The organism is Hymenobacter siberiensis (genome assembly GCF_018967865.2).
Lineage (GTDB): Bacteria > Bacteroidota > Bacteroidia > Cytophagales > Hymenobacteraceae > Hymenobacter > Hymenobacter siberiensis.
Genome location: NZ_JAHLZY020000001.1, coordinates 2,965,521 through 2,992,498 on the forward strand (window position 1 = coordinate 2,965,521; position 26,978 = coordinate 2,992,498).

Here is a 26,978-nt window from a genome sequence, read left to right on the forward strand (position 1 = left end):
ACCGGTATCCCCTCTCCCCAAGGAGAGGGGGTCAGGGGGTGAGGTGAACGCCAGAACGTCCCATCTCTAAACTATCTGCAAAATCATCCAATGGCCATTCTCTCCAAAGACGACGCCCAGACGCTCCTCAAAAAAGTCCTAAGCTACAGCACCGCCGACGAGTGCGAAGCTTCCCTGAACGGACGCACCACCGGCAACATCCGCTACGCCCGCAACAGCGTGAGCACGGCCGGCGCCCAGGATTCCGTATCGCTGGCTGTGGAAAGCCGGTTCGGCAAGCGCAGCGGCATTGCCACCTGCAACGAGTTCGACGACGCTACGCTGCGCCGCTGCGTGCAGCGGGCCGAGGAAATAGCCCGCCTCGCCCCCGAAAGCCCCGAATACGTGCCCCTGCTCGGCCCGCAAACCTACCTGAGCCCGCCCTCCACCGCCACCACGCTACTCACGGCCACCACCCGCGCCCAGGCCGCAGCCGACAGCATGGCCCTGTGCGCTGCCAATAACCTAACGTCGGCTGGCTTTCTCGATGGCGGCACCCGGTTTGTGGCCAAGCGCAACTCCAAGGGCCTGGAGGCTTACCAGCAGTCCACCAACACCAACTTTTCGGTAACGGTGCGCACCGCCGACGGCCGCGGCTCGGGCTACGCCATTGCCGACGTGACGGACCCCGCCAGGCTCAACGCCAAAGCCCTCACCCAGCGCGCCGCCGATAAGGCCCTGGGCTCGGTGAATGCCAAGGCCATCGAGCCGGGCAAGTACACCGTCATTCTGGAGCCGGCCGCCCTCATGGCCGGCGACGACCTCTCGCTGCTGGGGGGAATGATATTCGGGATGGGCGCCCGCGAGGCCGACGAAGGCCGCAGCTTCCTAAGCAAAAAGGGCGGCGGCAACCGCAAGGGCGAAAAGCTGTTCGATGACCGGATAACCATCTACTCCGACCCGCTGAATGCCGAGGTGCCCGGCAATGCCTTCGACGGCGATGGCCTGCCCACCAAACGCCAGACCTGGGTTGAGAAAGGCGTGGTAAAAAATCTGTTTTACAGCCGCTTCTGGGCCGAGAAAAACAAGGTCGCCGCCACGGCTTTCCCCAACGGCTTCATCATGGCGGGCGGCACCCAGAGCACCGCCGAGCTCATCAAAAGTACCGCTAAAGGCATTCTGGTCACGCGCTTGTGGTACATCCGAGAAGTCGACCCGCAGACGCTGCTCTACACCGGCCTGACACGCGACGGAACGTTCTACATCGAAAACGGAAAGATAAAATTCCCCATCAAGAACCTACGCTTCAATGAAAGCCCGATTATCATGCTCAATAATATTGAGGCCATCGGCCGGCCCCAGCGCCTGGCCGGCTGCCTCATTCCCCCGCTGAAAATTCGCGATTTCACGTTCACGAGCTTGTCGGACGCTATTTAGAATTGTAGCGTGGACTCTGCGAGTCCGCGCGTGAGCGTAGCGAGCATTGGACAAGGATTCCGGATGCTCGCTACGCTCGCTCGCGGACTCGCAGAGTCCACGCTACATGAGGCCGGCGCAACGTTATGGCAGCTTTCCACGACTATAGCTGCGTATCTGCCGCATCTACTATCACTATTTTCACCTAATGCCCGCTGCCGCTTTCACTTTCGTGCGCCTGAAATACCACTCCGGCGACTGGGACGCGGTGGACGAGCGCATGCCCGCCAACCTGCTGCACTCGCTGGTGCAGTACACCAAAGTACCCGTCGACCCCAAGGAAAAAGTGGTGGCCCTGGACAGCCCCGAGCTGTTCAACTACCCCTTCTGCTACCTGAGCGGGCACCGGCTGGTGCAGTTTTCCAGCACGGAGAAAAAGAACTTTACGCAGTACGTCCGCAATGGCGGTTTTGTGTTCGTGGATGATTGCAACCACGACATCGACGGCCTCTTCGCCCGTTCCTTTGAGGAGCAGATGCGCCAGTGCTTCGGCAGCAGCGCCCTGAAGAAAATCCCCAAAACGCACCCTATCTATTCCCAGTTTTTCACCTTCAAAGACGGACCGCCCAATACTGGTTTTGAATTGAACGGCTGGGGCGACGACCTCGTGCACGACTACTTGAAGGCCATCGAAATAAAGGGCCGTATCGGCGTGCTTTACTCCAATAAAGACTATGGCTGCGAATGGGACTATGACTTCCGCAACAAGCGCTTCCTGGCTGAGGACAACACGAAGTTTGGGGTAAATATTCTGCTTTATGCCTTGACTTAGAACGTCATAAAGCACGTCATACTGAGCAAAGCCGAAGCATCTCTACCTCAATACTAATTAATTACTTGCGCAGTAGAGAGGCTTCGGCTGCGCGGACGCCAGATGAAGCATGACGTTTTTGATAAGACGACCTTAAACACCCAATGACCGAACAAGAAGTAAACACCCTCCTCGCCAAGCTACCCGTCCTCAAGGCTGAAATTGCCAAGGTCATCGTGGGCCAGGAAACCGTGCTCGATGAAGTGCTGGTGGCCCTACTGGCCGGCGGCCACGCCCTGCTCGAAGGCGTGCCCGGCCTGGCTAAAACCCTGCTGGTGCGCACGCTGGCAGCCGCCACGGACCTGCCCTTCCGCCGCATCCAGTTCACCCCCGATTTGATGCCCACCGACATCCTCGGCACCGAGGTACTGGAGGAGGACCACGGCACCGGCCACCGCTCGTTCAAGTTCAACCCCGGCCCCATCTTCGCCAGCCTGGTACTGGCTGATGAAATCAACCGGACGCCGCCCAAAACCCAGGCCGCCCTGCTGGAGGCCATGCAGGAAGGCCACGTCACCTACGCCGGGCAGGAGCACGCGCTGCCCAAGCCGTTCTTCCTGCTAGCCACCCAAAACCCGATTGAGCAAAGTGGTACCTATCCGCTGCCCGAGGCCCAGCTCGACCGCTTTTTGCTGTACGTCCGCATTGGCTACCCCTCTGCCGAGGAGGAGCTGGCCGTGCTGCGCGGCACCACCGGTGCGGCCGGCCAAACGGTGCAGCCGGTGCTGGGCGGGGCTGATATCCGGGCCTTGCAGGCCCTCGTGCGCCAGGTGAGCCTCAGCCCCGAGCTCATGGATTTTGTGAACCGGCTGGTGCGGGCAACCCGCCCAGCCACGTCGGAAGTGAAGTTTATTAAGGACTACGGACGCTGGGGTGCGGGGCCCCGGGCCGGGCAGGCGCTCATACTATGCGCCAAGGCGCGGGCGCTGCTGCACGGCCGCTTCGCCGCCACGCTGGAGGATATCCGCACGCTGGCCCCGCCAGTGCTGCGGCACCGAGTGCTGCTGAATTTCAACGCCGAAGCTGAGAATATCACGACCGATGATGCCGTGGTGGAACTGCTGAAAGCGGTGGCGGTGTAGCGCGGGCTTTTAGTCCGCGAGTACCATAACTTTTTTATCGTTGAACTCGCGGACTAAAAGCCCGCGCTACTACATGCTCACTCCCGAACTCCTGCACGGCCTGCGCAACCTCTCCCTCGCCGCCCGGCAGGCGGCCGAGGGCTTCCTCAACGGCGCGCACGCCAGCCGGCGGCACGGCGCGGGCATGGAGTTCAACCAGTACCGCCCCTACCAGCCCGGCGACGACCTGCGCCGCCTCGACTGGCGCCTGGCCGCCCGCTCGGACCGCTACTACCTGCGCGAGTCGGAAATTGATACCAGCCTGACCGTACACCTGCTGCTCGACGCCAGTGCCAGCATGAACCACCGCGACGATAACGGCCTCAGCAAGCTCGACTACGCCCGGTTACTGCTCGGCGCGCTCGCTTACATCGCCACGCAGCAAGGCGATGCCGTGGGCCTGAGCATCCTCAGTCCCGCCGGCCTGCGCCACCTCGCGCCCCGCGCTGATGCCCGCCAACTGCCCCGCCTCTACCACGCCCTCGAAACGGCCGAAGCTGCCGGCCGCTTCCCCGCGCCCGAAACGCTGGCTCCTCTCACGGCCCGCCGCCAGCGCGCCCTCACGGTGTGCGTGAGCGACTTGTATGAGGAAGGCCAGGAAATCAATGCCTTGCTTACCCGCCTGCGCGCCACCAGCGGCGACGTACTATTACTGCACCTAATGGCGCACAACGAACTCAAATTCAACTACGAGGGCGCTGTCACTTTCCGCGACTTAGAAACCGGCCAAACCCTGCAAATCGACGCCGCTACCCAACGGACAGCCTACCAACAGCAGTTGCAAAACTGGCTGCGCGACACGGCCCAAAACGCCCGGCGGCAGGGCTTCGACTATCATTTACTGGATACTTCGCAGCCACTCGATGCGGCGATGCGGGAGTTTCTAAGGCGGCGCGGGAATAGTTAAAAATTGAGAGTTAAAAGTTAAAACCGCCTAGGTATCGGACCTTCCCTCAAAATTCTCAATTTTCAACTCTTAACTTTTAACTCTCAACCTTTAACTCCTTTTGTTCGCCCTTCTTCACCCTGCCGCCCTGCTGGCCCTCACGGGCCTGCTGGTGCCGGTAGCCATTCATCTCTGGAACCGCCGGCCCGCCCGTGAAGTGGCGGTGGGCAGCCTGCGCTGGCTAGCCGCCGGTGCCAACCGCCGCCTGCGCAACCTGAAGCTGGAGCAGCTCTGGCTGCTGCTGTTGCGCGCGGCACTGTTGGCGGTGCTGGCCGTGGCGGTGGCCGGGCCGGTGTGGCGCACGGCCCGGCCCATCAGCCGGGGCGTGGTGCTGCTGAGCGCCGAGGCGGCCCGACTGCCAACGCTGGCCGGCATCAAGCTCACTATCGACTCGCTGCGCCGGAAGGGATATGCGCTGCGCTGGCTATCGGCGGGCTTCCCCCGGGTGCCGGGTGCGGCGTGGCGGGCGGTGGCTGCGGGTCGAGCCAGCGCCGCCGTCGATTCGGCAGCGGCACGGCAGCCCTCCGGCCCGGCCTGGGCGCGGGTGCAGCAGGCGGCGGCCACCTTTGCGGGCCAGCCGGTTTTTGTGGTCACCAGCGCGGCGCTGCGCGACTTTGGCGGCCGCCACGCGCCGTTGCCAGCCGCCGTGAGCTGGCAGGCCCTGCCCGATACCACTACCAGCGCGTGGCTGGCGGCCGCCGGGTTGGTGGGCGACAGCCTGCACCTGCTGGTTGGCCACAGCAACGAAGCCCGAACCACCTACCGCCCGCAACGCTCACTGCTGCCGCCCACCGGCCAGATAGTTCGGCTGGCTGGACTTGCCCCGTTGCGCCTGCAGCCGGATACAACCGGCAGCGGAAGCCTGCGGCTGGTTCCGGCCAACGGCGCTACTTCTGCTTCCACCCCGGCCATTGAGGTAAGGAAATCGCCGCTTACCATTGACCTATACGCCACGCCGGAATACACCGCCGATGCCCGCTACTGGGAGGCGGCAGTACGCGCCGCCGCCGTAGGGCTGCCCGTGGCGCTGCAGCTACGCCGGGTTACGGACCGGCCCCGGCAGCTGCAGGCCGACTGGACATGCTGGCTTTCCGACGAAGCATTGCCCCGAAACTGGCAACAAACAGTGCAGCAAGGAGCTACTATCTGGCAGGAGGCCGCCGGCCCGGGCGTGCCCGACACGGCGAGCTTCGCCGCGGCTGATGCCTCGGGCTCAGCCGGCCTGGTGTTTCGGCGCGGTGCCCGCCCACCGGCTTTGGGGAGCGCAACGGTGTGGGCCGATGGCCGGGGCCGCCCGGTGCTTTCGCGGCGGATGCTGGGCCGTGGGGCAACTTATCAGCTGCACACACGCCTCGCACCGCCTTGGAGTGAGCTGGCCGACGACCCGCAGATGCCGGCCCGGCTACTGAAGCTGCTGCAGCCCGCCGCCCCCGATGAAGCTGCGGCCGTCCTCTACCATCCCCGCAACCCGGGCCTGGAGCAGCAGCTGAGTCGTTTCGACCATCGTGCCCTCGACCCCGCCCAGCTGACCTCGGCCCCTCGTATGCAGCCCACCGCCGCTCCAATTCGGGCGGCAGGCGAGCGCACGACTGATTTGCGGCCCTGGCTGGTACTGGCGGCCGGGCTGTTGTTTTTGCTGGAGCGCTGGCTGGCAGGGCGGCGGGCCGGGAGCACATTGCCTACTTCAATATGACGCAGCCCACGGTTACTTCCATTGAAACAAGCCGGTTGCCGGAGCAGGGCAAGTCCCAGGCGCAGCTTCAGGCGGTCAGGAACAGCTATGCCGGCCGCTATGCCGGCGCAGGGCTACAAGTCCTGCTGGCCGCCGGTGTCCTGTTGGCTGGGTTAGTACATCACTGGCCAGCCGCGCAGCCACTTTGGATAGCGCTGGCGGTATTAGGCTTGCTGACGGCCTCGGCGTGGTGGGCGTGGCCTCTGCGTCAGCTGGACTGCGCAGTTATAGCGCAACGGCTCGACCGGCAATTTCCTGAACTACAGGACAGCACCGGCCTGCTGCTGCAGGACCCGGCTACCCTGACTTTTCTTGGCCAACTGCAATTCAAGCGGGTAGCCGGGCAGCTAGGGCAGCTAACTGCTGAAGGGCCGGGACTACTCCCATTTTCTTTTCGGAAGCCGTTGCTGCTGAGTGCTGGACTATTGCTGGGTGCGGCGTTATGCTACCTGCTGCCCATCAGCCAGCCGGCCCAACCCATACCGGCGGCAGTCAGCATGCGGTTTTCGCCCCCGGCTCCGGCAGCGGCCGGGCAGGCCGCACCGCCGCGTATCAGCGAAACAAAACTGCTGGTCACGCCCCCCGCATACACCCGACTGGCGGCTTTTGCGCCGACGCAGCCTTCGTTTCAGTGCCCGCAGGAGGCGCGGGTGCGCTGGCAGGTGCGGGTGAGCGGCGATGGCAAATCGGCAGCGCCGATGCTGGAACTGGGGCGCCAGCGGATTCGCCTACAGCCGGTGGCCGGGCAGGCGGGCTGGTTTTTTACCGAGCAAACGCTGATGGCTTCCACGCTGTACCGGCTGCGCTACGCGGGCACGTTGTCTGATGATTACGCCATTGATGTGCGGCCCGACCTCGCGCCCGTGCTGCGCATTCAAACCCCGAAATCCTACACGCTGGTGGCGGCCATCGGCCAGCGGCCGGAAGTCTCCATCCGCGCCACCGTGCGCGATGACTACGGTCTGAGCCGGGCCGAGCTGGTGATAACCGTGGCGCAGGGCCAGGGCGAGGCGGTGAAGTTCCACGAGGTGCGGCGCGATTTGAGCGCGGGCCTGGGCGGGCCGCAGGCCACGCTGGGCAGCCTGCTCAACCTGCCCAAACTGGGCCTGACTTACGGCGACGAGCTCTACTTCTACCTCACGGCGCGCGACAACCACGGCCATACTACTCGTACTGATTCTTACCTCGTGCAGTGGCAGGATACCGCCGTGGCCGATGGGGCACTCGACCTGGGCATGGGTGTAAAAGTGGCTCCCGCCTACTTCCGCAGCCAGCGTCAGATTATCATCGACACCGAAAAGCTGCTGGCCGAAAAGCCGAAGCTTGATGCCGCCACCGTGGCCAACCGGGCCAACAACCTCGGCTTCGACCAGCAGACGCTGCGCCTGCGCTACGGCAAGTTTCTGGGCGAAGAGTCGGAGGCCGGGATTGGGGTGGAAGCTGGCCCGCACGCACCCACGGCCGAAGACGAGGACGCACCCGCCTCCCCCACCGCAGAAGCCCCCGGGCACGACGACCACGACCACGGCGGCGCGCCGGTTTCGCCCTCCAAAGCCTCGCCCACCGCCGAAACCGATGCCCTGATGGACCCCTACATCCACAAGCACGACGACTCCGAAACCGCCGACTTCCTGGAGCCCGCCGTGAAGGCCAAGCTCCACGCCGTGCTCGACCAGATGTGGGCCGCCGAGCTGCGCCTGCGCACCGGCCAGCTGGCGGCGGCCCGGCCCTTCGAATACCGCGCCCTGCGCCTGCTGAAGGAAGTGCAGCAGCAGACCCGGGCCTACGTAAAAAAAGCCGGCTTCACCCCGCCGCCCATGCCCGAAGCCACCCTGCGCCTCACCGGCGAGCTGGCCGGGGCCGCCGTGCCCCAGCGCCAGCAAACCTTGCCCGCCCCGGCTACTCAGCCGGCCATCCGCGCCGCCCTGCGCTGGCTGGCCGCGGCCGACAACGACCAGCCCCCCCGCCCCGCCGATGCCGTGCTGCTTGACCAGGCCGGCACCGTACTATCCGGCGCGGCCCTCACCCGCCCGGGCTTCTACCTGCCGGCATTACGGGCCCTACGCGAGCTGGGAGCCGACGTGCGCGCCGGCCGCCCCACCCGTGCAGCCAGCCGCGCACCTGTAGCCCGCGCCCTCACCGACCTGCTGGCCGTGCCCACTCCCGCACCCGCCGCCCCGCCCGCTGCCGACCGGCTGGCGCGGCGTTATTTCCAGGACTTAAGCCGTTAGCCCGTTGCCCATTTTAACTCCGAATCCGGTTCTTTACTTTGGCCTGCTGGCGGGCTGCCTGCTGCTGGTCTTCGGGCTGCTAGTGCTGGCCTGGCAGCGGCCCCGTCGGCGGCAGCGGATGGCCAGGGTGCTGGCCAGCCTGGCCGCCGTTGCAGCGCTGTGGCTCAGCGCTTTTCCGCCGCTGCGCCACCTGACCGCCATTCGTACCGAGGCCATTCTACTCACCCCCGGCTACTCGCCCGATACCCTGCGGCAGCTCCGCCGGCAGTTGGGTGCAGGCACATCGGTCTGGACCTATGCCGACGCCGACCCGCCTGCCAACGCCCGGCCGCTGGCCAGCCTGCTCACGCTGGCCGAGCAACGGCCGGCGCTGCATCGGCTGCACATTCTGGGCCACGGGCTACCGGCCGCTGAACTGGCGCTGCTGAATTCGCTGGCGGTACGGCTGCACCCAGGGGCACCGTTTGAGGGCTTCGCCACCGCTTTTTGGCCGGCAACATCATCATTGGGTGAAATGCTGCGGCTGGAAGGCACGGTGGTAGCACCCGGCCGGCCAGCCGCCGCGTGGGTGGTGCTGTACGCTGCTGGCACCGGGCGCGATTCGGTGCGGTTGCCAGCCGGTGGCGGGCCTTTCCGGCTGCGCTACCGGCCCAAAGCCGCCGGGCTGGCCACCTACGAATTGCAGCTACGCCGACCGGGCCAGCCGCTGCTGGCGGAGCCGGTGCCGGTCGAAATCACCACGCCCGCGCTGCCGGCCGTGCTGCTGCTCACCGCCACGCCTTCCTTCGAGTTCAAGTTTTTGAAGAACTACCTGGCCGAAGCCCATTACCCAGTGGCCCTACGCACGAGCGTAAGCCGGGGCCTGGTCCAGACTGATTTCGTGAACCTGCCGGCCCAGTCGCTCGACCGCCTCACGCCCGCCCTGCTGGCCCGCTATGCCGTAGTGGTGGCCGATGCTGCCACGCTGGGCGCCCTTTCCGCCGCCGAAACCCAGGCCCTGCAAGCGGCCTTACGCGCCGGCCGGTTGGGCATCGTCACACTGGCTGAAGCCGCGCCCCTGCCCCGCACCGCGCCCGCCCGCGCCGATTTCACGGTGCAACCCCGGCCAGCGAATGTCGCCACCCAGCCCCTCACCTGGCCTGACGCGCCCGGCGAGGCCCGCGCCGCGCTGCCGGCCCAGTTGCAAGCCAACCCGACGCTGCGGGCACTCATCATCGGGCCGCGCCAGCTGCTGCTGGCTGCCAGCCGACGGGTGGGCATGGGCTTTGCGGTGGTGTCGGTAGTACCCGAAACGTTTCACTGGGGCCTCCAGGGGCATACCGCCGTCTACGCCTCCTACTGGAACCAGCTGCTGACGGCCGCTGTGCCGCCGGCCCCGGCCGCCGCTACCTGGCATGCGGGCAGCCGTTGGCCCCGGCCGGCACAGCCCCTCACGCTGCATCTGGCAGCCGCTTTTCCCACTACCCTGCCCACGGCGGCAGCGCTGGCCGGCGGCCCGGCGGTGCGCCTGGCCCTGCGCCAAGACACCCGCCTGCCCGAGTGGAGCACAGCCCGGTTTTGGCCTGACACTGCGGGCTGGCACCAGGTGCGCGGGCCGGGCCGCATCATTCACAATTTTTACGTGTACCCGCCCACAACCTGGCTGGGGCCGGAGTACCAGGAGCGCCAGCAGGCCGTGGCGCAACTGAGCAACGAAACCCAAGCTCCGAAAGCCGCTGAAACGACTCAGGCTACGGTGACGGAGCCGTGGCCGGCGGGGTGGTTCTTTGGGTTGTTTCTGCTGGCCGCCGGGTATCTGTGGCTGGAGGAGAAATTGTAGTATCATATTTTTGCACGGTTCAAAATATGCCGTCAAAACAGCATCATTATCTACTACTGCTGCCCACGACACCCGTCCATTCGGCAGCCAATATATTGCTAATCAATAATTAGAGTAGAATCCAAGTCGTTCAACGAGGAGATGCGAAGTATCGCGTCTATACATCCCGTACATGAATCTGAAAATAGCTCTGGAATAGCCCCAACGCGGCGACAGGAATGCAAGGCTTCTCTGTCACCGCTACGCGGCTCGCTCCTCCGGGTAAACCCGATTACGACAAAACCTGCCGCCGCGCTGCGGCTAGTATGTGCTACTTCTTCGCGGCGGCGCCCACGCGCTTTCGCCAGGCGGGGCAGTCTTTGGCCAGTAACTCAGCGGGCCAGGTGCCGGCGTAGAGGTAGCCGGCGCGGCGCTCGTTTTCGATTTCGGTGAGCTGATAATGCACCTGGCTGTCGCGGCCCACATAGATGGGCCGGTTGGTGCCCAGCTCGTAGAAACGGGCCCAGAGCACGGCCCCGGGCGCGGGCACGATGATGCGGTCGCGGCCTTTGGGCTCTTTTGGCGCAGCAATCTCCTTCAGCGCTACGTTGGGTATTTTCATTTTTTCGAACCATTTGGACTGCCCCCTCAATGGCGGCTTTTTCGGCAGCAGTGGGCTGCTCGATGTCCATGAGAAAGCGGACGATACTGACCGGTTCCTCGCCGCTTAGGGAGGGCAGCTCGAAGGCACGGGCCTTGACCGGGAGCAGGCTCACGGGGTCGTATTGGGCGGCCCAGGCGGTGGGCTGGCCGTGGCTTACATACTGCATGCGCAGGATACTGACAACGCCCCGGGCCACGGCCGCCTGAGCCAGCAACACCAGCTCGGGGTCGAGGGCGACGAAGGGGGCCTGCTGGCGGGCTACCTGGCGCAGCACGGTCAGGGCCCGAATCATAGCGTCGTCATTATAAATAATTTCGCCGTGGTAGCTGCTCAGGTCGGGGTAAAACTGTGGAAAGCCACCGTTGGCGTACTGCATTTTGAGCAGGTAGCGGATGCCGTTTTCAACGCCCTGGCGATAGGCAGGGTTGTGGGTTTTCTGGAAAGCTTCGGCCAGGTAATTGATTTCGCGGGTCGTCGCGTCGTTGTCGATGGTGGCATCGTTCTGGTGCTTGCTATCGAGCAGGCCGGCGCGGGCGGCGGCGTCGAAGCCGTAGCTATTAATGACGCTCAGGTTTTCGAGGGTGATATCGGGGCTGTTGCGCAGGTTAAGGGTGGCCACGCCCCAGTCGCCGGCGGTGGCGTTGGGGTCGCAGGTCCACAGGTCGCGGGCCTGCGCGTAGGTCAGCACCACGCCAGATTCGCTCTGGCCTTTCAGCACCAGTTTTTCCTTGCCGTCGAGGCAGATTTTCTCGTGGTAGGTGCCGTTTTTGATGAGCACCGTGCGCGGTTTGGCAGCTAAATCCGGCAGGCTATTGATGGCTTCCTGAATGGTGCGGTAGTCGGCGGAACCGTCTGGGGCTACGGTCACGGTCTGGGCTTGGGCCGGCTGTAAACCCAGGCTGAGCAGCAGCAGCAGCAGTGACAGCAGGCCCGGCAGGCGTAGCGCGGTGGTTTTCATCAGCAAAAAACAGGTGGGATAGCAGAAGCTTGTGGGGCAGTAGCGCCGTTATAGCATGACCCCACGGCGCAGGGACGCGGACTAAAAGTCCGCACTACTGCTGACTCAGGAAATCGTCGCGGCGGGGCGTGAAGGCGTCGACCAGGATGCCGGCCGCCGTGCACACCACGCTGTGCCACGCCAGGGGCGGCACATAGCAGCTATCGCCCATGCCCAGGGTGCGCGTTGCTTCCCTAATGGTGTTCAAACGCGCCGCTTTCCACGTAGCTCAGTTGGGCGTGCGGGTGCTGGTGGCGGGCCCCAATGCTCCCGGTTTCGAAGGCTACGCGGGTGAGCATCAGGCCGGGGCCGTGGGCCAGCACTTTGCGGCGCACGCCGGGGCCGGTGGTTTCCCAGGCCGCCTGAGCATCAGTCACGAAAGCAGGTTGCGCCGTTTCGGCGGGAGGTAGTGGCGTCATGGTATCGGGTGAAAAGAACAGGTCGGACCTTAAAAGTCCGACCTGTTTGGAATGTCGACAAGGCTGGCGGGGTTTTTAATTGCGCAATCGTTCCCGACAATGCCAGTAGTTGACGAGTAGGGCGTGGGGGCAGGCCCCGCCCCTACTCGTTAATAACCAGCATTTTGCTTAAATCCGGGATTCTTATTCGTATCGATGGTGCCCTGGGGGAAGGGCAGCAGCTCCTTGCCTTTGCCAGGCGCGTACTCTGAAGCGATATTGGCGATGAGGGCGGACGTCACGGCCGTGCGCCAGGCTACGGCAGTGGTGCCGGTGGGCGTGGCAGCCGGCGAAGGGCGGTAGAACGAGCGGGCCCACACCACCTGGCCGCCGGTTACGCGGTAGTACATGCTGGCGGGCACGAAGGTGTAGGGAGCCTGCGCGCCCGCCAACCTGGCAAGGTTGGCGCGGGCTTCCGTGATTTTGGTATCGAGTAGGTTCCAGCGCAGCAGGTCGTACTTGCGGATGCCTTCGCCCCCGAATTCCAGAAACCGCTCACTGGCGATGGCGTTAAACATATCGGTCTGGTTGGCCGGAGTCGGAATCTGGCCCAGGGTGGTGCTGCCACCAAAACCGCGCTGGCGCACTTCACGCAGAGCCGCCACAGCCGCCGCCGTGGGGCCTTTATTGATTTCGTTGTCGGTTTCGGCAAACATCAGCAGCACGTCGGCGAAGCGGATGAGGGGCCAGTTGTAGCCCAGGCAGTTGCCCGTGCCGGCCAGGGTGGGCACGCGCCAGTCGCGCCGGAACTTGCCATCGGTAAGGACGCTCAGCAATAGCCCCTTCTGGTTGTTGGCCCCGTCGATGCTGTAAGTAGTCAGGGTAATATCGCGGCGCACATCGGTCGAGTCGAAGGCGTAGAAGTAGGTGGACAGGGGCCGAATCTGGGCCTGGGTGCTGCCGTAGATGGGCGAGGCGCTCAGCAGCGGGCCGCTGTAGTAGCCCATATCGAAGCTGTTTAGAAAGTCCCCGAACGGTCATGCTTCGCTGCGCGCTGCATGACCGTTCGGGGACCTTTTGTGACTTTCTAAACAACTCCTATGTGTGCTTTTATCAGGCTACTAAAAGTCTGTCATTATTAATCATATGCCTAGCAAACAGCCTTTTTTAGTTGTGCAATCGTTCCAGGCATCGATGCCAGCGGGCTTCACTCCTGCCGCCAGCAATTCGCATAGGGCCCCGCCAACGCAACGGCACAAAAAAAGCCCCCGCGTGGGCGGGGGCTTTCTCACTGGTGCTGGCCTGCTTCGGCCAGCTGATACCACAGCTTAGTTTTTCTCGATGCGGCGCACGGCGGTCACACCGCCCTGCTTCACCTCCAGCAAGTAAACGCCCGAGGCCAGCGAGGTCGGCAGCACCAATTGCTTATCGGCACCCAGCGCGGCCGGGGCCAGCACCACGCGGCCGGTCAGGTCGCGCAGAGCAACTGTAGCAGCACCCGCCGTGGGCAGGCTTACCGTGACACGGTCGGCCGCCGGGTTCGGGAACACCGACAGGCCGGGCAGCGCCTGGCTGGCCAGCGTGGCCGTACCGGTATAGTTGGCAATGGAGATATCATCGATGCTGATGCGCGTGGTAGCAACCGTGGCCGTGCTCGTGATGCGGAAACGCACGTTGCCGCTCCGGTTCACCGTGAAGGTGTAGCGCGTGAGTGTGCTGGTGAGCAGGGCCGGCGCGCCGGGCACCGTGGTGAAGGTGGTGCCACCGTCGGTCGAAACTTCCAAAATGAAGGAAACCGGAGTGTCGACGCCAAACGAGCCGGCGTTCACAATCACGGTACCAGCGCCGTTGGGCTTGTCGAAGTCCATGCGGATGAAGCCGACGCGGATGCGGGCCGATTTCAGGCCGTTAGAACGGTCGTTGAAGGCCGTGCCGATGAGGGCATCGGAGAATGTCCAGGAGCCGCTGGTTAGGACCACGGCAGCAGCGTTATACGACGTTTTGGTACCGGCTTCGAAATTTTCGTAAGCGGTAGCTGTGCTGGGGTTATTCACCGTCAGGGTGAAGGCGTTGGACGTACCGGCCGTGTTCGTAACCGACACGGGGTAGGAACCGGCCACGGTCAGGGCGCTGGCCGGGATAACGGCCTCAATGGAAGTGGCCGTGCTGGTGGACTGGGGGTACGAAACCCCGTTGAAGTTAACCGTGGAAGTGCTGGTGAAGCCCGTGCCGGTGATAACCAGCGTAGTAGCGGCACTACCCGTCACGAGTACGCCGGGCGTCAGGGCCGAAACTACCGGCGTTACGACCGCAACCGTCACCGTGAAGATGCCCGTGCTAGTGGCCGTGCCGGCTGCCGTGGTCACGGTAATGACACCACTGGTGGCGTTGGTGGGCACGTCAAACATTACCGACGTGGCGCTCATTGCCATAAAGTTGTTCACGGCCAGGCTGTTGAGCGTAGCACCGCTCGCGCCGGTGAAGTTGGTACCGGTTACGGTAACAGTGGTGCCAACGGGGCCGCTGGTGGGCGTGAAGCTGGCGATGGTGGGCAGGGCGGCCGCAGCCGTAACCGTACCGTTCAGGGTGATGGTCTGGCTGGTGGCGCCGGTGCTGGCCACCGTGAGCGTGCCGGCAACGGTGCTGGCCGTGGCCGCGCTGGCCAACCGTACATACACGGGTGTGGCAGCTACCACGCCGCTGGCGGGCGTGAGCGATACGCTGGCGCTGAAGGGGCCGGCGGCGGCCGAAGCTACTTCGTAGCCCGTAGAAGCCGTTACGACGAGGTTGGCCGTGAGGGTGCTGCCGCCAACGGTAACCGTTTGGGTGGCCGAAGCCGTGTTGGTGGTGGTAGCAAACGTGAGCGGGCCGGCCGGCGTAGCTGTGACGGAAGCCGTGGCCACCGTGCCACAGGCGCTGGTGTTCAGGGGCGTATCGGTAGCAGTGAGCACCAGGGGCGTGGTGATGCCGCCGGTGGGGTTTACCGTATTGGCACCGCTGGGCCATACGCCGGTGGTGCTGGAAGCGCAGCCTACCACCGAGTTATCAACAATGGAGCGCTGCTCTACGCGGCGCACGCCGGTGGCTAGGGTGTTGGGCACCACGGTGGTGTAGGAGCCGCCGGTGGTGCTGTACGTGTAGGGAGTGGCACCGGTTTGGGTGGTGCCGGTGGCTACGCCAATGCTTTCGACCACGGCCCCGCTCAGCGGGCGGCCGGTGCCGGCTACGTTGTCATAGGTAAACACCACGTTGTTGGGCGTGGCCGACGACGAGCCGGTGAGCAGGGTGCCGTTGGTGGCCCCGGCCCCCGACAGGAAGCCCAGCAGGGTGATGCTCTGGTTGAGGGCCCGACGGGCTACCACGGTAGCCGGAGTAGCATCGGCAGCCAGCGTGATGGTGGGGAACAGGACCGTGCCCGGCGTCTGGAAACGGGTGGCGTTGTTCGAGTTCACGAAGAAAAACCAGCCCGTATAGCTGCCCGTGGCGTCGGTGGTGAAGGTGGCATACGAGCCGGCCGTAGACAGGCTACCCGTGCTGGACGTGGTATAGGTAGTGGTGGCCGGCGTGGTGCCCGGCGTGGCCAGCAGCACAATGCCCGCGCCGGAAGCCGAAGCGCCGAATTCCGATTGCATAGCGGCCTGCACGTAGTAGCGGTACAGCGTGCTGGCGGTGAGGTTAGTAAGCGTAGCACGGAAGGCTACTGCCAGGCGTGGGCCTGGAAAGGTAGCCGTGCCACTATTGTTGCCATTGCTCAGATACTGAGGCACTACCACACCCGTAAAGTCGGCTTGGGTAAGCGTTTGGGCCCAGCTGCCTAGCGGCATAAGCGCCAGCAGCGAGAGAAGAAGTCTTTTCATAAAGAGGAAGTTGTGGTGAAGAACAGATGAAAAAAGGAGTGACTCTTGAGCTGCAAAGGTAGCGCGGGTGGTGTTACCAAGAGGTGAATTGATGGCCCGCCTATCCTAATCCCACAGGGGATAGTGCTCTAAATGCACTTCCTGCTCGAAGAAAATCCGCGTACTTTCCTCAAATGAGCGGGTAAAATCCGACACATAGAAGTGGTGCGCCGGGGGTGTTTCCGACGCGGGTGCCAGCAGGCCGTGGGCGGCCAGATAGGCTTCGGTATCGGCCGCCACCACGTCGGAAGCGTCCAGCACATCGACCCCACCGGCGTAGAAGCGGGCAATCTGCTCCTTTATCAGCGGGTAATGCGTGCAGGCCAGCACCAGCGCGTCGATGTTAGCCAGGTCGGGCTGGCTGAGGTAGGCAGCAATGATGTCGTCGGAAATAGCGTTTTTGAAGAAGCCTTCCTCAATCATGGGCACCAGCAGCGGCGTGGCCAGCGAGTGCAGGTCCACGCCGGCGTTCAGGTCGTCGACCTTCTTCTTATATACGTTGGAGTTCACCGTCTGCTTCGTGCCAATGAGGCCCACGCGGCGGCCAGCGTAGGCCTGGCCCAGGTGCGCCACAATGGGGTCAATCACACTCAGCACTTGTGCTTTGCTCCCCACGTACTCGCGCACCAGCTCGTAGGCGGCGGCCGAGGCCGAGTTGCAGGCAATCACAATCAGCTTGCAATTCTGGCGCAGCAGCAGGTCGCAAATCTTCACCGAATAGGCCTGAATGGCGGCCGTGCTTTTATCGCCGTAGGGCAGGTGGGCAGTATCGCCGAAGTACACGATTTGCTCGTGGGGCAGGCGGCGCGCCACGGCCCGCGCCACCGTGAGGCCGCCAATACCGGAGTCGAACATGCCAATGGGCCGGGCGGCCAAAGCCGCCGAAACGGCCGGCGCGGGAGCAGCAGTAGTCATGAGGCAAAGGTAGCCGAAGGCCGATTGTTGGTTTCGTTCAGCCTCTCCTTTTTCGGACGCGAATGCAGCGCGCAACGAACCAACGGGCAGAATACGCGGCATGATGGCCCACCAAATCGCCGCCCAGCAGCGCCTGTTGCCGGGCCACAGGGCACGGTTACTGATAACTAAACCCTATATTTCCGCATCATTATCCGCTCAACTTTCTTTGCTATGAGCACCATTCTAGCCGAAATCGACGACGCACTGGCCGCACACGACGCCCAACTGGGCCGGCCCGTGGCTATCTACCTGGGCGAGCGCAAGCTCACGCAGCTCACCCTGGATGCCGCCAACGCCGCCCTCCCCGAGCTCAGTACCGACGCCGGCCGCCCCCTCGCCTACCGCCACCTGGAGCTGCTGCGCGACGAAGTGAACCTCGACGGCCTGCGGGTGATATAGTAGTGAGGTGTGAGATGGTGAAGTGGTGAGGTTGATGTTTCTTCCGCACCACTCGCGCTAATTGCATATCAACCTCACCATTTCACCATCTCACACCTCACCGCACCAGCGGCTGGAGCACCGCCCACACTGTGCGCGCTACGATGCGGTGCCCGGCCGCCGTGGGGTGAATGCCGTCGGCCTGGTTCAGGCTACGGTCGCCGCCCACGCCTTCGAGCAGGAAGGGAATGAGAACGAGGTGGTTTTTGGCAGCAATTTCCTGATAAATAGCCTTGAAATCATTGGCGTAGGACTGGCCCATGTTGGGCGGAATCTGCATGCCGGCCAGCACAATTTGCGCGCCGGGGCTACGCCGCCGCACCGTGTCGATGATGCCTTGCAGGTTTTCGCGGGTGGCCGAGAGGGGCAGGCCGCGCAGGCCGTCGTTGCCGCCCAGCTCCAGCACGAATATGTCGACGGGCTGTTTCAGAATCCAGCTCACGCGGCTGCGGCCGCCGGCGGTGGTTTCGCCGCTCAGGCCGGCGTTTATCACTTCGTAACCGAGTTTGAGGGAGTCGATTTTATTGCCAATTAGGCCCGCGAAGGCTTCTTCAGGCTCTACGCCGTAGCCGGCGGTGAGGCTGTTGCCGAAGAACAGCAGGCGTTTGGTGGACGTTTTGGCTGCGGCCGGGGCAGTGGCAACCGGCGTAGCTGAAGCAGCCGGCTGCTCGGCCGTGGGGCCGGCGTTGCAGGCGGTGAGGGCCAGCCCAAGCAGGGCGGCGAAGGGCAAATGCAGGAATTTCATAAGCAGCGTTTGGGGCACGAAACCGTAAAGCCGGAAAACATGCCGGCGGTTTCAACGTCTTAGGGAACGAACGGGTGGCGGCGCGGTTGTGTAGTGAGCAGCTTGACCAACCACAAGAACGTCATACTGAGCGCAGCCGAAGCATCTCGCGTGCCACCACTAATCCCTTTTCAGCCGAAGGTCGGCGTAGCCAACGATTGATTCACTGCTGCACGCGAGATGCTTCGGCTGCGCGGACACCAGATGAGCATGACCGTTCTTTTTTCCTCCCAACCCTCCTCCCCGCCTACTCCCACACCCTCCTGCCATAATCAATGTCCATTCTCCGCGTCGAAAACCTCACTAAAACCTACCCCAGCGCCGGCCAGCCGCTCACGGTGCTCCACGGCGTCAGCTTCGAGCTGGCGGCCGGCGACACCTTTGCCATTGTGGGCTCCTCGGGCTCGGGCAAAACCACGCTTCTGGGCCTTTGCGCCGGCCTGGACCGCGCCACTTCGGGCAGCGTGTGGCTGAATAATATTCAGCTCGATAACCTGAGCGAGGACGAGCGCGCCGCCGTGCGCAACCAGCACGTCGGCTTTATTTTCCAGAACTTCCAGCTCCTGCCCACCCTCACGGCCCTCGAAAACGTGCTGGTGCCGCTGGAGTTGCGCGGCCAACGCGGAGCCACCAAAACCGCCCTCGACCTGCTCGACCGCGTGGGCTTGGCCGCCCGCGCTGGCCACTACCCCGCCCAGCTATCCGGTGGCGAGCAGCAGCGCGTGAGCCTGGCCCGCGCCTTCGCCAACCGCCCCGCCGTGCTCTTCGCCGACGAGCCCACCGGCAACCTCGACCCCGACACCAGCGAGAAAGTAGTGGACTTATTGTTCGAGCTCAACCGCGAAGCCGGCACCACGCTGGTGCTGGTAACCCACGATTTGGAGCTGGCTGCGAAGACACAGCGCACGCTGCGGCTACGCGGGGGTAAAGTGGTGGAGGAAGCAGTTCATTAGCACAGCCTGGCGCGAGTTTGGGCAAAGCCGTAACTCGTGCCCAAAATCGGGCGAGGCTGTGCCTCGCACCAGAACGACCAGCCAGAACGACTCGCCTGAGCAGCTACCGTTTATCCCAAAAGCAGCATGCACACTGGCCATAGTCTAAGCGAAGCGACGACTACGCGCCTACGGTGAGGCGAGTTTGCAACTTGCCACCCGGGGGAACTTGCCCTCCGGAGCATTCGTAGCGAATCACAAACTCGCTTTACACCACGCCTGTAGTTGTCGCTTCATTCAAACGATGGCTAGCGAAACTGTAGCTATCAAAAGAATACCGTGCTTACTGCGCAGCTCAGCATTGCCGCTGCGCGGCAGTGGAGGCACAGCCTCCACCCATAGTCCGGCACGAGTTACGGCTTCGCCCAAACTCGCGCCAGTTAATCTCTCAAATTATGACCAATACTTCCTGGCTTTTCCGCATGGCGTGGCGCGACAGCCGCCGCAGCCGGGCGCGGCTGCTGCTTTTTATGGCCAGCATTATCCTGGGCATCGCGGCGCTGGTGGGCATCAATTCCTTTGGCGACAACCTGGCCCGCAGCATTGCCGGGCAGGCGCGGGAACTGCTCGGGGCCGACCTCGTACTCAGCGCCAACCAACCCTTCGATGCCAAGCTGGAACCGGCCCTTACAACCCTCGGCACGGCCCAAACGCGGGAAGTCTCCTTTGCTTCGCTGGTGCAGTTCCGGCCGGGCAAGGGCACACGGCTGGCGCAGGTGCGGGCGCGCTCCGGCGGCTTTTTCTACGGTGCGTGGGAGGTGCAGCCAAAAGCGGCCGCTATCCACTTCGCCGATACGACCGCCGCGCCGGGCGCGCTGGTCGATGATGCGTTGCTGGTGCAGTTCGGCGCTAAAATCGGCGATTCGGTGCAGGTGGGCCAGGTGGTGCTGCCCATCATTGGGCGCGTGCTGAAAACGCCGGGGCAGTCGGGCATTACCACGGCCGTGGCACCTACCGTGTTTCTGCCCCTGGGCCAGGTCACGGCCACCGGGCTGGTGCAGCGCGGCAGCCGGGTGAAGTACACCCGCAGCTACCAGTTTGCACCGGACACCGACGTGGCCGCCATCCTCAAACCCCTGCAGGCCCGCCTCGACGCCGCCGACATCGACACCGATACCGTGGCCAGCCGCCAGCAAAGCACCGGCCGCGCCTTCGCCGACCTAACCCGTTACCTCAGCCTGGTGGCCTTCGTGGCGCTATTACTGGGCTGCGTGGGCGTGGCCAGCGCCGTGAACCTCTACGTGCGCGAAAAGCTGGCCGCCGTGGCCGTGCTGCGCTGCCTGGGTGCCAGCGGCAAGCAGGCGCTGCTAATTTATCTGATTCAAACGACCGGCCTCGGCTTCATCGGGGCGGTGCTGGGGGCAGCGCTGGGGGCGGCCGTGCAAGGGTTGCTACCGCGGGTGCTGGGCGATTTCCTGCCCGTGGATATTACGGTGAGCATCTCGTGGGCCGCCATTGGCACGGGCCTGCTCACGGGGCTGTTGATGGCGGTGCTCTTCGCGCTGCTGCCGCTGCTGAGCATCCGGCGGGTGTCGCCGCTGCGGGTGCTGCGCACGGCGTTTGAGGACGATACGGCCGCGCCCGACCCGCTGCGACTCGTCGTTATTGCCATCATCGGGGTATTCATCCTCGCCTTCGCCTATGGCCAGACGCGCGACTGGAAGCTTACGCTGGGCTTCGGAGCGGGGCTGCTGGCGGCCTTCGGGGCGCTGGCCGGGCTGGGTCGCCTGCTGATGGGGGCCGTGCGCCGCTTCTTTCCCGCCGGCTGGGGCTACGTGTGGCGGCAGGGCCTGGCCAACCTCTACCGGCCCCAAAACCAGACGCTCACGCTGGTAACCTCCATCGGACTGGGCACATTTCTACTGGCCACGCTCTTCCTCACCCAGGCCATGCTGCTGGGCCGCGTGCAGATTGCCGGCCAGAAATCGGCGGCCAACCTCGTGCTGTTTGATATTCAGCCCGAGCAGCGCGCCGGGGTGGAAGCACTGCTGACGGCGCAAAAGCTGCCCGTGCTCCAGCGCGTACCCATCGTGACCATGCGCCTCACGGCCATCAACGGCACATCCGTCTCCATTATTAAGAAGGATACGGCGCGTGGCATTCCCGCCTGGGCCCTCACCCGCGAGTACCGAGTCACATTCCGCGACTCGCTGAACTCCTCCGAAAAGCTCACGGCCGGAACCCGGCCCCGCATTGGTCCCGATAAAATTCCGCGCATCTCAGTGGAGAGCGGCTATCTGGAGCGCGTTAAGCTGAAACTGGGCGATACGCTCGATTTCAACGTGCAGGGCCTGTCGCAGCGCACCATCATCGGCGGCACCCGGGAAATTGACCGCAGCCGGGTGCAGCCCAGCTTCCTGGTGATTTTTCCGGCCGGGGTGCTCGAAGGCGCGCCACAGTTTGAGGTCGTGCTCACGCGCACGCCCAACACGGCGGTGCTGGCCCGCGTGGAGCAGGCCTTGGTGCAACAGTTCCCCAACGTGTCGGCCATCGACCTGGGCCTGATTCTGACTACGCTAAACGATATCGTGGACAAAATATCTTTTGTAATTCGCTTCATGGCTGGCTTCAGCATCCTCACGGGTCTGCTGGTGCTCAGCAGCTCGGTGGTTATCAGCCGCTACCAGCGCGTGCGCGAAAGCGTGCTGCTGCGTACGCTGGGCGCCAGCCGGGCCCAGATTCTGCGCATCACGCTGGTCGAATACGGCCTGTTGGGGCTGCTGGCGGCGCTGGCCGGCATTGGGCTGGCCGTGCTGGCGGCCTGGGCGCTAGCCGTGTGGGTGTTCGAAGCCAGCTTCGGGCCGGCCGTGCTGCCCCTGCTGGGCCTGGCAGGGCTGGTGACGGCGCTCACGGCGGGCATTGGCCTGTTCAATAGCCGCGACGTGCTGCGGCGCTCGCCGCTGGAGGTGCTGCGGGCCGAAGGGTAAAACGGTAGGATGAGCGACGGCCGCGACGCCGGCAAGGGCCGGGCAGTCTACTGGCCATTGTGCGCCCTACCTTCGAGGCAGCCAGTAGGCTTGCTTCCGCACTTATTCGTTTTTCTTATGCCTGCCTTCATCCGATTCTCCAAACGGCTTTGCATTGCGCTGCTCTTCACGTCCGGCGCGGCACAAGCCCAGCAACTGACCATCGTGCATGCCAACGTGGTGGACGTGGCAACGGGCAACATCCGGCCCGACATGACGGTGGTAATTGCTGGCAAACACATTGCCCGGGTGAGCCCTTCGGCTCGCGTCAATCCGAAGGTTGGAAAGGTGGTCGACGCCACCGGCCAGTACCTCATCCCGGGGCTCTGGGACATGCATACCCACGTTTATTTCGACGGCACGGCCGCCGCTGGCACCGACCTTATTCTGCCCCTGCTGCTGGCCAACGGCATCACCGGAATCCGCGACATGGGTAGCGAGCTCGACTCGATACTGAAAGCGCGGGCCGATATCGCCGCGCACCGGCGGCTGGGACCGCGCCTGGTGGTGAGCGGCCCGATGCTGGACGGGCCGAAATCGCCCTACAAGGCCTCCATCGCCATTGCGACGCCCGAAGATGGCCGCCAGGCGGTTGACCGCCTCAAAGCGCGGGGCGTCGACTTCATCAAGGTGCAGTCGCTGGTGCCGCGCGAAGCCTATTTCGCCATCGCGGCCGAAGCGAAGAAAGTGGGCCTCGCCCTGGACGGCCACGTACCCGACGCAGTGCGCGCCACCGAAGCCCTGACGGCGGGCCAACGCTCCTTCGAGCACTTAATTGGCATTTTTGAAGCCAGCTCGACGGCCGAAGACGCCTACGTGGCGGGCCAGGAGAAGTCGCCGGGTCGGCTGCTGGCCACTTACAACGCCCCCCGCGAGGCCGCCATTATCCGGGTGCTGGCGGCGCACCCGCAGGTGTGGCAATGCCCCACCCTATACTGGGAACGGGGCCAATGGCTGGTCGATTCCATTGCTTGGGGGCAAGACCCCGACCTGACTTACGCCGGCCACAGCTGGGTGGCGCAGCGCTGGCCCAAGGCCCAGGCCAGCATCATCCGCACCATGGACACCGAGCCGCTGCCGGTGCGCGCCCGCTTCGTCACCCACGAGCTCGACTTGGTGCGAAAGCTGCACGCGGCGCACGTAGGCTTCCTGGCCGGCACCGACACCCCGGCGGGCGTCGACCTGATTCCGGGGGCCAGCCTGCACCTGGAGCTGCAGCGCTTCGTGGCGGCCGGTTTCACGCCCCTTGAAGCCCTGCAAACCGCCACGCTCAACCCAGCGAAATTTTTCAAGCGGCAAGCCGATTTCGGCTCCGTGCAGGCCGGCCGGCTGGCCGACCTCGTGCTGCTCAGCGCCAATCCGCTGACCGACATTGCCAATACCCAGCGCATTGTGGGCGTGCTGGCCGATGGGCAATACCTCTCACAGCCAGACCTGCAGCAGTTGCGGCAGCGCTTGCAGCAGGTGGCCGCCGGGAAGTAGCATCAGGGAAGGAGAGCAACTATTAACTCCTGCAAAACCCTGTCATCCTGAGCATTCTGCGATTAAAGTGACTTCGCCTCTTCAGACACGTCCGAAGCTTAGGGGCTATCCGAATAGACGCTAAAAAAGCACGTCATGCAGAGCCCAGCGAAGCATCTTTACCGCGCAATGCAATCAATTACGGTTGCGGTAAAGATACTTCGCTGCGCGCTGCATGACGCCCTAGGTGGGCGGATTCTTAGCGAAGCGCAGAGCTATATTTGGGCATAATCCCGCCCTCTATGCACAAGCACTTACTTCTGTTTGCCGGCCTCGCCAGCCAACTGCCCGCGCTGGCCCAACAGGCTCCCAAAAAGCCGCTCGACCATTCTGTTTATGACAAGTGGGAGAGCGTGGCCAACGCCAAAATCAGCCCCAACGGCCGGTACGTGCTGTATCAGGTAAAGCCCCAGCAGGGCGACGGCACGCTCTACCTGAAAACCTTTGATAACCGCCCGCTGGCCAGCATCAGCCGGGGCGACTCGGCGGCGTTTTCGGCCGATTCGAAGTTCGTGGTCTTCCCCATCAAGCCGCCTTATGCGCTGGTACGGCAGGCCAAAATCAAGAAGAAAAAGCCCGACGATATGCCCAAGGATTCGCTGGGCGTGTTCGCGCTCGAAACCGGCAAGCTCACCAAATACCCCAACGTGAAGTCGTGGCAGCTGGCTGAGAAAGCCCCCGTGTTGGCATTCCTGGGCAACAAGCCGGCGCTGAAGGAGGCGAAACCCACCGCCCCAGCCGACACGCTGAAGAAACTCACCGACGGCCTGCTCGGGGCTAACAAAGCCGGCGCACCGCTCACGGTCATCAGCCTGCTGACCGGCCGCACCCGCGAATTTGCGGCCGTGACCGACTACCAGATGAGCAAGCCGGGCAACCGCGTGGCTTTCGCCGTGCTGGCCCCCAAAGGCAGCAAGGACGTGCAGTCGGGTTTGTATGCGGTTGATGTAGCTTCAGGCAGCCTTAAGAAGCTGAGCAGCGGCAAGGGCACCTATAAGAACCTGGCGTTTGACGACGCCGGCCGGCAGCTGGCTTTCGCAGCCGAAAAGCACCCGGAAAAGGCACTGGTGAAGCCGTTCGGCCTGTACTACTCGGACTTTACGAAAGACACGGCGGCTATTGTTTTGCGGCCGGGCGACAAGGCGTTGAAGGCGAACTGGTCGCCGAGCGGCTTCGGCAAAATCCAGTTCAGCGAGAACGGCGAGAAGCTGTTTTTCGGCACCGCGCCCAACCCGCTGCCGCAGGATACCACGCTGGTGGACTTTGAGCACGCCAAGCTCGACATCTGGAACTACAAGGATGACTACCTGCAGCCCATGCAGCTGAAGACGTTGAAGAAGGATTTACAGCGCAACTACCTGGCCGTCATATACCCGAAGCAGGGCAACAAGTTCGTACAGCTGGAGGATGAGTACCTGCGCGACTCCTACCTGGCCGACAACACCAACGCCGAATACGTGCTGGCCACCACCGACACGGCCAAGCGCATCTCGCTGCAATGGGAAGGCAACACCCGCAAGCAGGCCTACCTGGTATCCACGCGCACCGGCCAGCGCGTGGCCATCAACCCCAAAGCCTTGAAAAGCCGCTTCCAGATTTCGCCCCACGGCGACTATGCCCTGTGGTACGACGACGCGGCCAAGGCGTGGTTTGCCTACTCGGTGGCCACCCGCCAAACCGTGAACCTGACCCAAAAAACCGGCGTCAGCTTCGCCGATGAGGAGAACGACTCGCCCACCGACCCCGAGCCCTACGGCGTGGCCGCCTGGACGAAGAACGACGAAGCCGTACTACTCTACGACCGGTACGATATCTGGAAAATCAACCCCAAAACCGGCTCGGCCAGCAATTTCACCGCCGGCCTGGGCCGCCAGCAGAAGCTGCGCTTCCGCTACCGCCTGCCGATAGAGAAGCAGAAGTTTATCGAGCCCAAGGATGAACTGCTGCTGCTGACGCAGAACGACGTGGACAAAACCTGGGGCTACTACCGCAAGCCCATTGGGAGCACCAAAGCCCCCGAGCGCCTGACCACGGCCCCCATGGCCTACTCGAACGTGGAGCAGGCCAAAAACGCCCGCCGCTACCTCTACACCAAATCGAGCGTAAGCCAGCCGGCCGACGTGTATGTGAGCGCTGACCTGCAAAAGGAAACCAGGCTCAGCGCTATTAATGCCCAGCAAAAGGACTACAACTGGTTCACGGCCGAGCTCGTGCACTGGACCACGCCGCAGGGCCACGCCGCCACCGGCGTGCTCTACAAACCCGAAAACTTCGACCCCACGAAGAAGTACCCGATGATTTCGTACTTCTACGAGAAGCTCTCGGACGGCATCTACCGCTATCAGGCGCCCGCGCCCACGCCCTCGCGGCTCGACATCGCCATGTTTGCCAGCAACGGCTACCTCGTTTTCACACCCGACATCAGCTACACCGTGGGCGAGCCCGGCCCCTCGGCCATGGAGTACGTGAATTCCGGCGTGGAAGCGCTCAAGCAAAATACCTGGGTCGATGCCGCGCACCTCGGCCTGCAGGGCCAGAGCTGGGGCGGCTACCAGGTGGCCTACCTCATCACCCAGACCAACATGTACGCCGCCGCCTGGGCGGGCGCGCCCGTCGTGAACATGACCTCGGCCTACGGCGGCATCCGCTGGGAATCGGGCATGAGCCGGCAGTTCCAGTACGAGCGCACCCAGAGCCGCATCGGCGGCACCCTATGGGAAAAGCCCGAGCTCTACATCCGCAACTCGCCGCTGTTTTCGCTGCCCAAAGTGCAGACGCCCGTGGTCATCATGTCGAACGACGCCGACGGGGCCGTGCCGTGGTACCAGGGCATCGAAATGTTCACCGACCTGCGCCGCCTGGGCAAGCCCGTGTGGCTGCTGCAATACAACGGCGAGGCCCACAACCTGGTGAAGCGCGAAAACCGCAAGGATATTTCCATCCGCGAGTTGCAGTTCTTCGACTACTACCTCAAAGGCCAACCCGCCCCCGTGTGGCTCAGCACCGGCGTACCCGCCGTGGAAAAAGGCCGCAACTGGGGCCTGGAAACGACGAAGGGAACCGGGTTGTAGGCGGTGCGAACGTTCGCCTCCCCCCCCCCCGGCCCCCTCTCCGAAAAGGAGAGGGGGAGCGTTCGGGAGCATCGTCAGGCTCCCCTCGCCTTTTCGGAGAGGGGCCGGGGGTAAAGCGCACCGCCAGAACGACCCAGCAGAAAAGGCCCGTTTCTACCCCTGGAAACGGACCTTTTACATTGACTGAAACTATGAAGCTT

At 63.8% G+C, this 26,978-nt stretch carries 19 protein-coding genes and 1 pseudogene; 12 read left to right on the plus strand and 8 right to left on the minus strand.

Annotated elements, in window-relative coordinates:
• Positions 1–90: 90 nt before the first annotated feature.
• The 7 genes from KQ659_RS13175 to KQ659_RS13205 all read left to right on the plus strand — a co-directional run bounded on the left by KQ659_RS13175 (position 91) and on the right by KQ659_RS13205 (position 10,115).
• The gene (locus tag KQ659_RS13175) at positions 91–1,416 is read left to right on the plus strand and encodes a TldD/PmbA family protein (protein ID WP_216680639.1); all 1,326 of its coding nucleotides are present in this window, start codon (positions 91–93) and stop codon (positions 1,414–1,416) included.
• 187 nt (positions 1,417–1,603) lie between these two features.
• Positions 1,604–2,227, plus strand: a complete 624-nt coding sequence (locus tag KQ659_RS13180; RefSeq protein WP_216688423.1) for a DUF4159 domain-containing protein — start codon at positions 1,604–1,606, stop codon at positions 2,225–2,227.
• A gap of 143 nt (positions 2,228–2,370) precedes the next feature.
• The gene (locus KQ659_RS13185) at positions 2,371–3,348 is read left to right on the plus strand and encodes an AAA family ATPase (RefSeq protein ID WP_216680637.1); all 978 of its coding nucleotides are present in this window, start codon (positions 2,371–2,373) and stop codon (positions 3,346–3,348) included.
• A 73-nt stretch (positions 3,349–3,421) separates the two neighbouring features.
• Complete coding sequence (locus tag KQ659_RS13190) at positions 3,422–4,294, plus strand: DUF58 domain-containing protein (RefSeq protein WP_216680636.1); 873 nt, start codon at positions 3,422–3,424, stop codon at positions 4,292–4,294.
• Positions 4,295–4,394: 100 nt separating this feature from the next.
• On the plus strand, positions 4,395–6,026 hold the full coding sequence (locus KQ659_RS13195; RefSeq protein WP_216688422.1) for a BatA domain-containing protein: 1,632 nt from the start codon (positions 4,395–4,397) through the stop codon (positions 6,024–6,026).
• Positions 6,023–8,296, plus strand: coding sequence for a DUF4175 family protein (locus tag KQ659_RS13200; RefSeq protein ID WP_408610780.1), 2,274 nt, complete (start codon positions 6,023–6,025; stop codon positions 8,294–8,296). The genes KQ659_RS13195 and KQ659_RS13200 overlap by 4 nt, the downstream gene beginning before the upstream one ends.
• 4 nt (positions 8,297–8,300) lie before the next feature.
• Positions 8,301–10,115: a hypothetical protein gene (locus KQ659_RS13205; protein WP_216688420.1), complete on the plus strand. Its 1,815-nt coding sequence runs from the start codon at positions 8,301–8,303 to the stop codon at positions 10,113–10,115.
• A 310-nt stretch (positions 10,116–10,425) separates the two neighbouring features.
• On the opposite strand, the gene KQ659_RS22135 is transcribed toward KQ659_RS13205, so the two are convergent.
• From KQ659_RS22135 to murI, 7 genes and pseudogenes are all read right to left on the minus strand, one after another.
• Complete coding sequence (locus KQ659_RS22135; RefSeq protein WP_394369625.1) at positions 10,426–10,716, minus strand: pectate lyase; 291 nt, start codon at positions 10,714–10,716, stop codon at positions 10,426–10,428.
• Position 10,717: 1 nt separating this feature from the next.
• Positions 10,718–11,716 (minus strand): annotated as a pseudogene (gene pelA, locus KQ659_RS13210) (pectate lyase); the annotation flags it as partial.
• A gap of 94 nt (positions 11,717–11,810) precedes the next feature.
• Positions 11,811–11,963, minus strand: a complete 153-nt coding sequence (locus KQ659_RS21845) for a cupin domain-containing protein (RefSeq protein ID WP_332875067.1) — start codon at positions 11,961–11,963, stop codon at positions 11,811–11,813.
• Positions 11,950–12,174 (minus strand): cupin domain-containing protein, encoded by a 225-nt coding sequence (locus tag KQ659_RS21850; RefSeq protein ID WP_332875068.1) that lies wholly within the window; start codon positions 12,172–12,174, stop codon positions 11,950–11,952. Before KQ659_RS21850 ends, KQ659_RS21845 begins: the two co-directional genes overlap by 14 nt.
• 149 nt (positions 12,175–12,323) lie before the next feature.
• Positions 12,324–13,160: a RagB/SusD family nutrient uptake outer membrane protein gene (locus KQ659_RS13220; protein WP_216688418.1), complete on the minus strand. Its 837-nt coding sequence runs from the start codon at positions 13,158–13,160 to the stop codon at positions 12,324–12,326.
• 321 nt (positions 13,161–13,481) lie between these two features.
• On the minus strand, positions 13,482–16,010 hold the full coding sequence (locus tag KQ659_RS13225; protein ID WP_216688417.1) for a beta strand repeat-containing protein: 2,529 nt from the start codon (positions 16,008–16,010) through the stop codon (positions 13,482–13,484).
• A 105-nt stretch (positions 16,011–16,115) separates the two neighbouring features.
• On the minus strand, positions 16,116–16,964 hold the full coding sequence (murI, locus tag KQ659_RS13230; protein WP_216680628.1) for a glutamate racemase: 849 nt from the start codon (positions 16,962–16,964) through the stop codon (positions 16,116–16,118).
• A gap of 213 nt (positions 16,965–17,177) precedes the next feature.
• On the opposite strand from murI, the gene KQ659_RS13235 reads away from it, so the two are divergent.
• Positions 17,178–17,405, plus strand: coding sequence for a hypothetical protein (locus KQ659_RS13235; RefSeq protein WP_216680627.1), 228 nt, complete (start codon positions 17,178–17,180; stop codon positions 17,403–17,405).
• A gap of 97 nt (positions 17,406–17,502) precedes the next feature.
• Here KQ659_RS13235 and KQ659_RS13240 read toward each other — a convergent pair whose 3' ends face one another.
• A complete protein-coding gene (locus tag KQ659_RS13240; protein WP_216680626.1) occupies positions 17,503–18,189 on the minus strand; it encodes an arylesterase in 687 nt (228 codons plus the stop codon).
• 314 nt (positions 18,190–18,503) lie between these two features.
• On the opposite strand from KQ659_RS13240, the gene KQ659_RS13245 reads away from it, so the two are divergent.
• The 4 genes from KQ659_RS13245 (at position 18,504) to KQ659_RS13260 (ending at position 26,778) form a co-directional block, all read left to right on the plus strand.
• Positions 18,504–19,181, plus strand: coding sequence for an ABC transporter ATP-binding protein (locus KQ659_RS13245; protein WP_216680625.1), 678 nt, complete (start codon positions 18,504–18,506; stop codon positions 19,179–19,181).
• 434 nt (positions 19,182–19,615) lie between these two features.
• Positions 19,616–22,147: an ABC transporter permease gene (locus KQ659_RS13250; RefSeq protein WP_226929977.1), complete on the plus strand. Its 2,532-nt coding sequence runs from the start codon at positions 19,616–19,618 to the stop codon at positions 22,145–22,147.
• Between the two features lie 117 nt (positions 22,148–22,264).
• Complete coding sequence (locus tag KQ659_RS13255) at positions 22,265–23,668, plus strand: amidohydrolase family protein (RefSeq protein ID WP_216688416.1); 1,404 nt, start codon at positions 22,265–22,267, stop codon at positions 23,666–23,668.
• 281 nt (positions 23,669–23,949) lie between these two features.
• The gene (locus KQ659_RS13260) at positions 23,950–26,778 is read left to right on the plus strand and encodes an alpha/beta hydrolase family protein (RefSeq protein ID WP_216688415.1); all 2,829 of its coding nucleotides are present in this window, start codon (positions 23,950–23,952) and stop codon (positions 26,776–26,778) included.
• Positions 26,779–26,978: the final 200 nt, after the last annotated feature.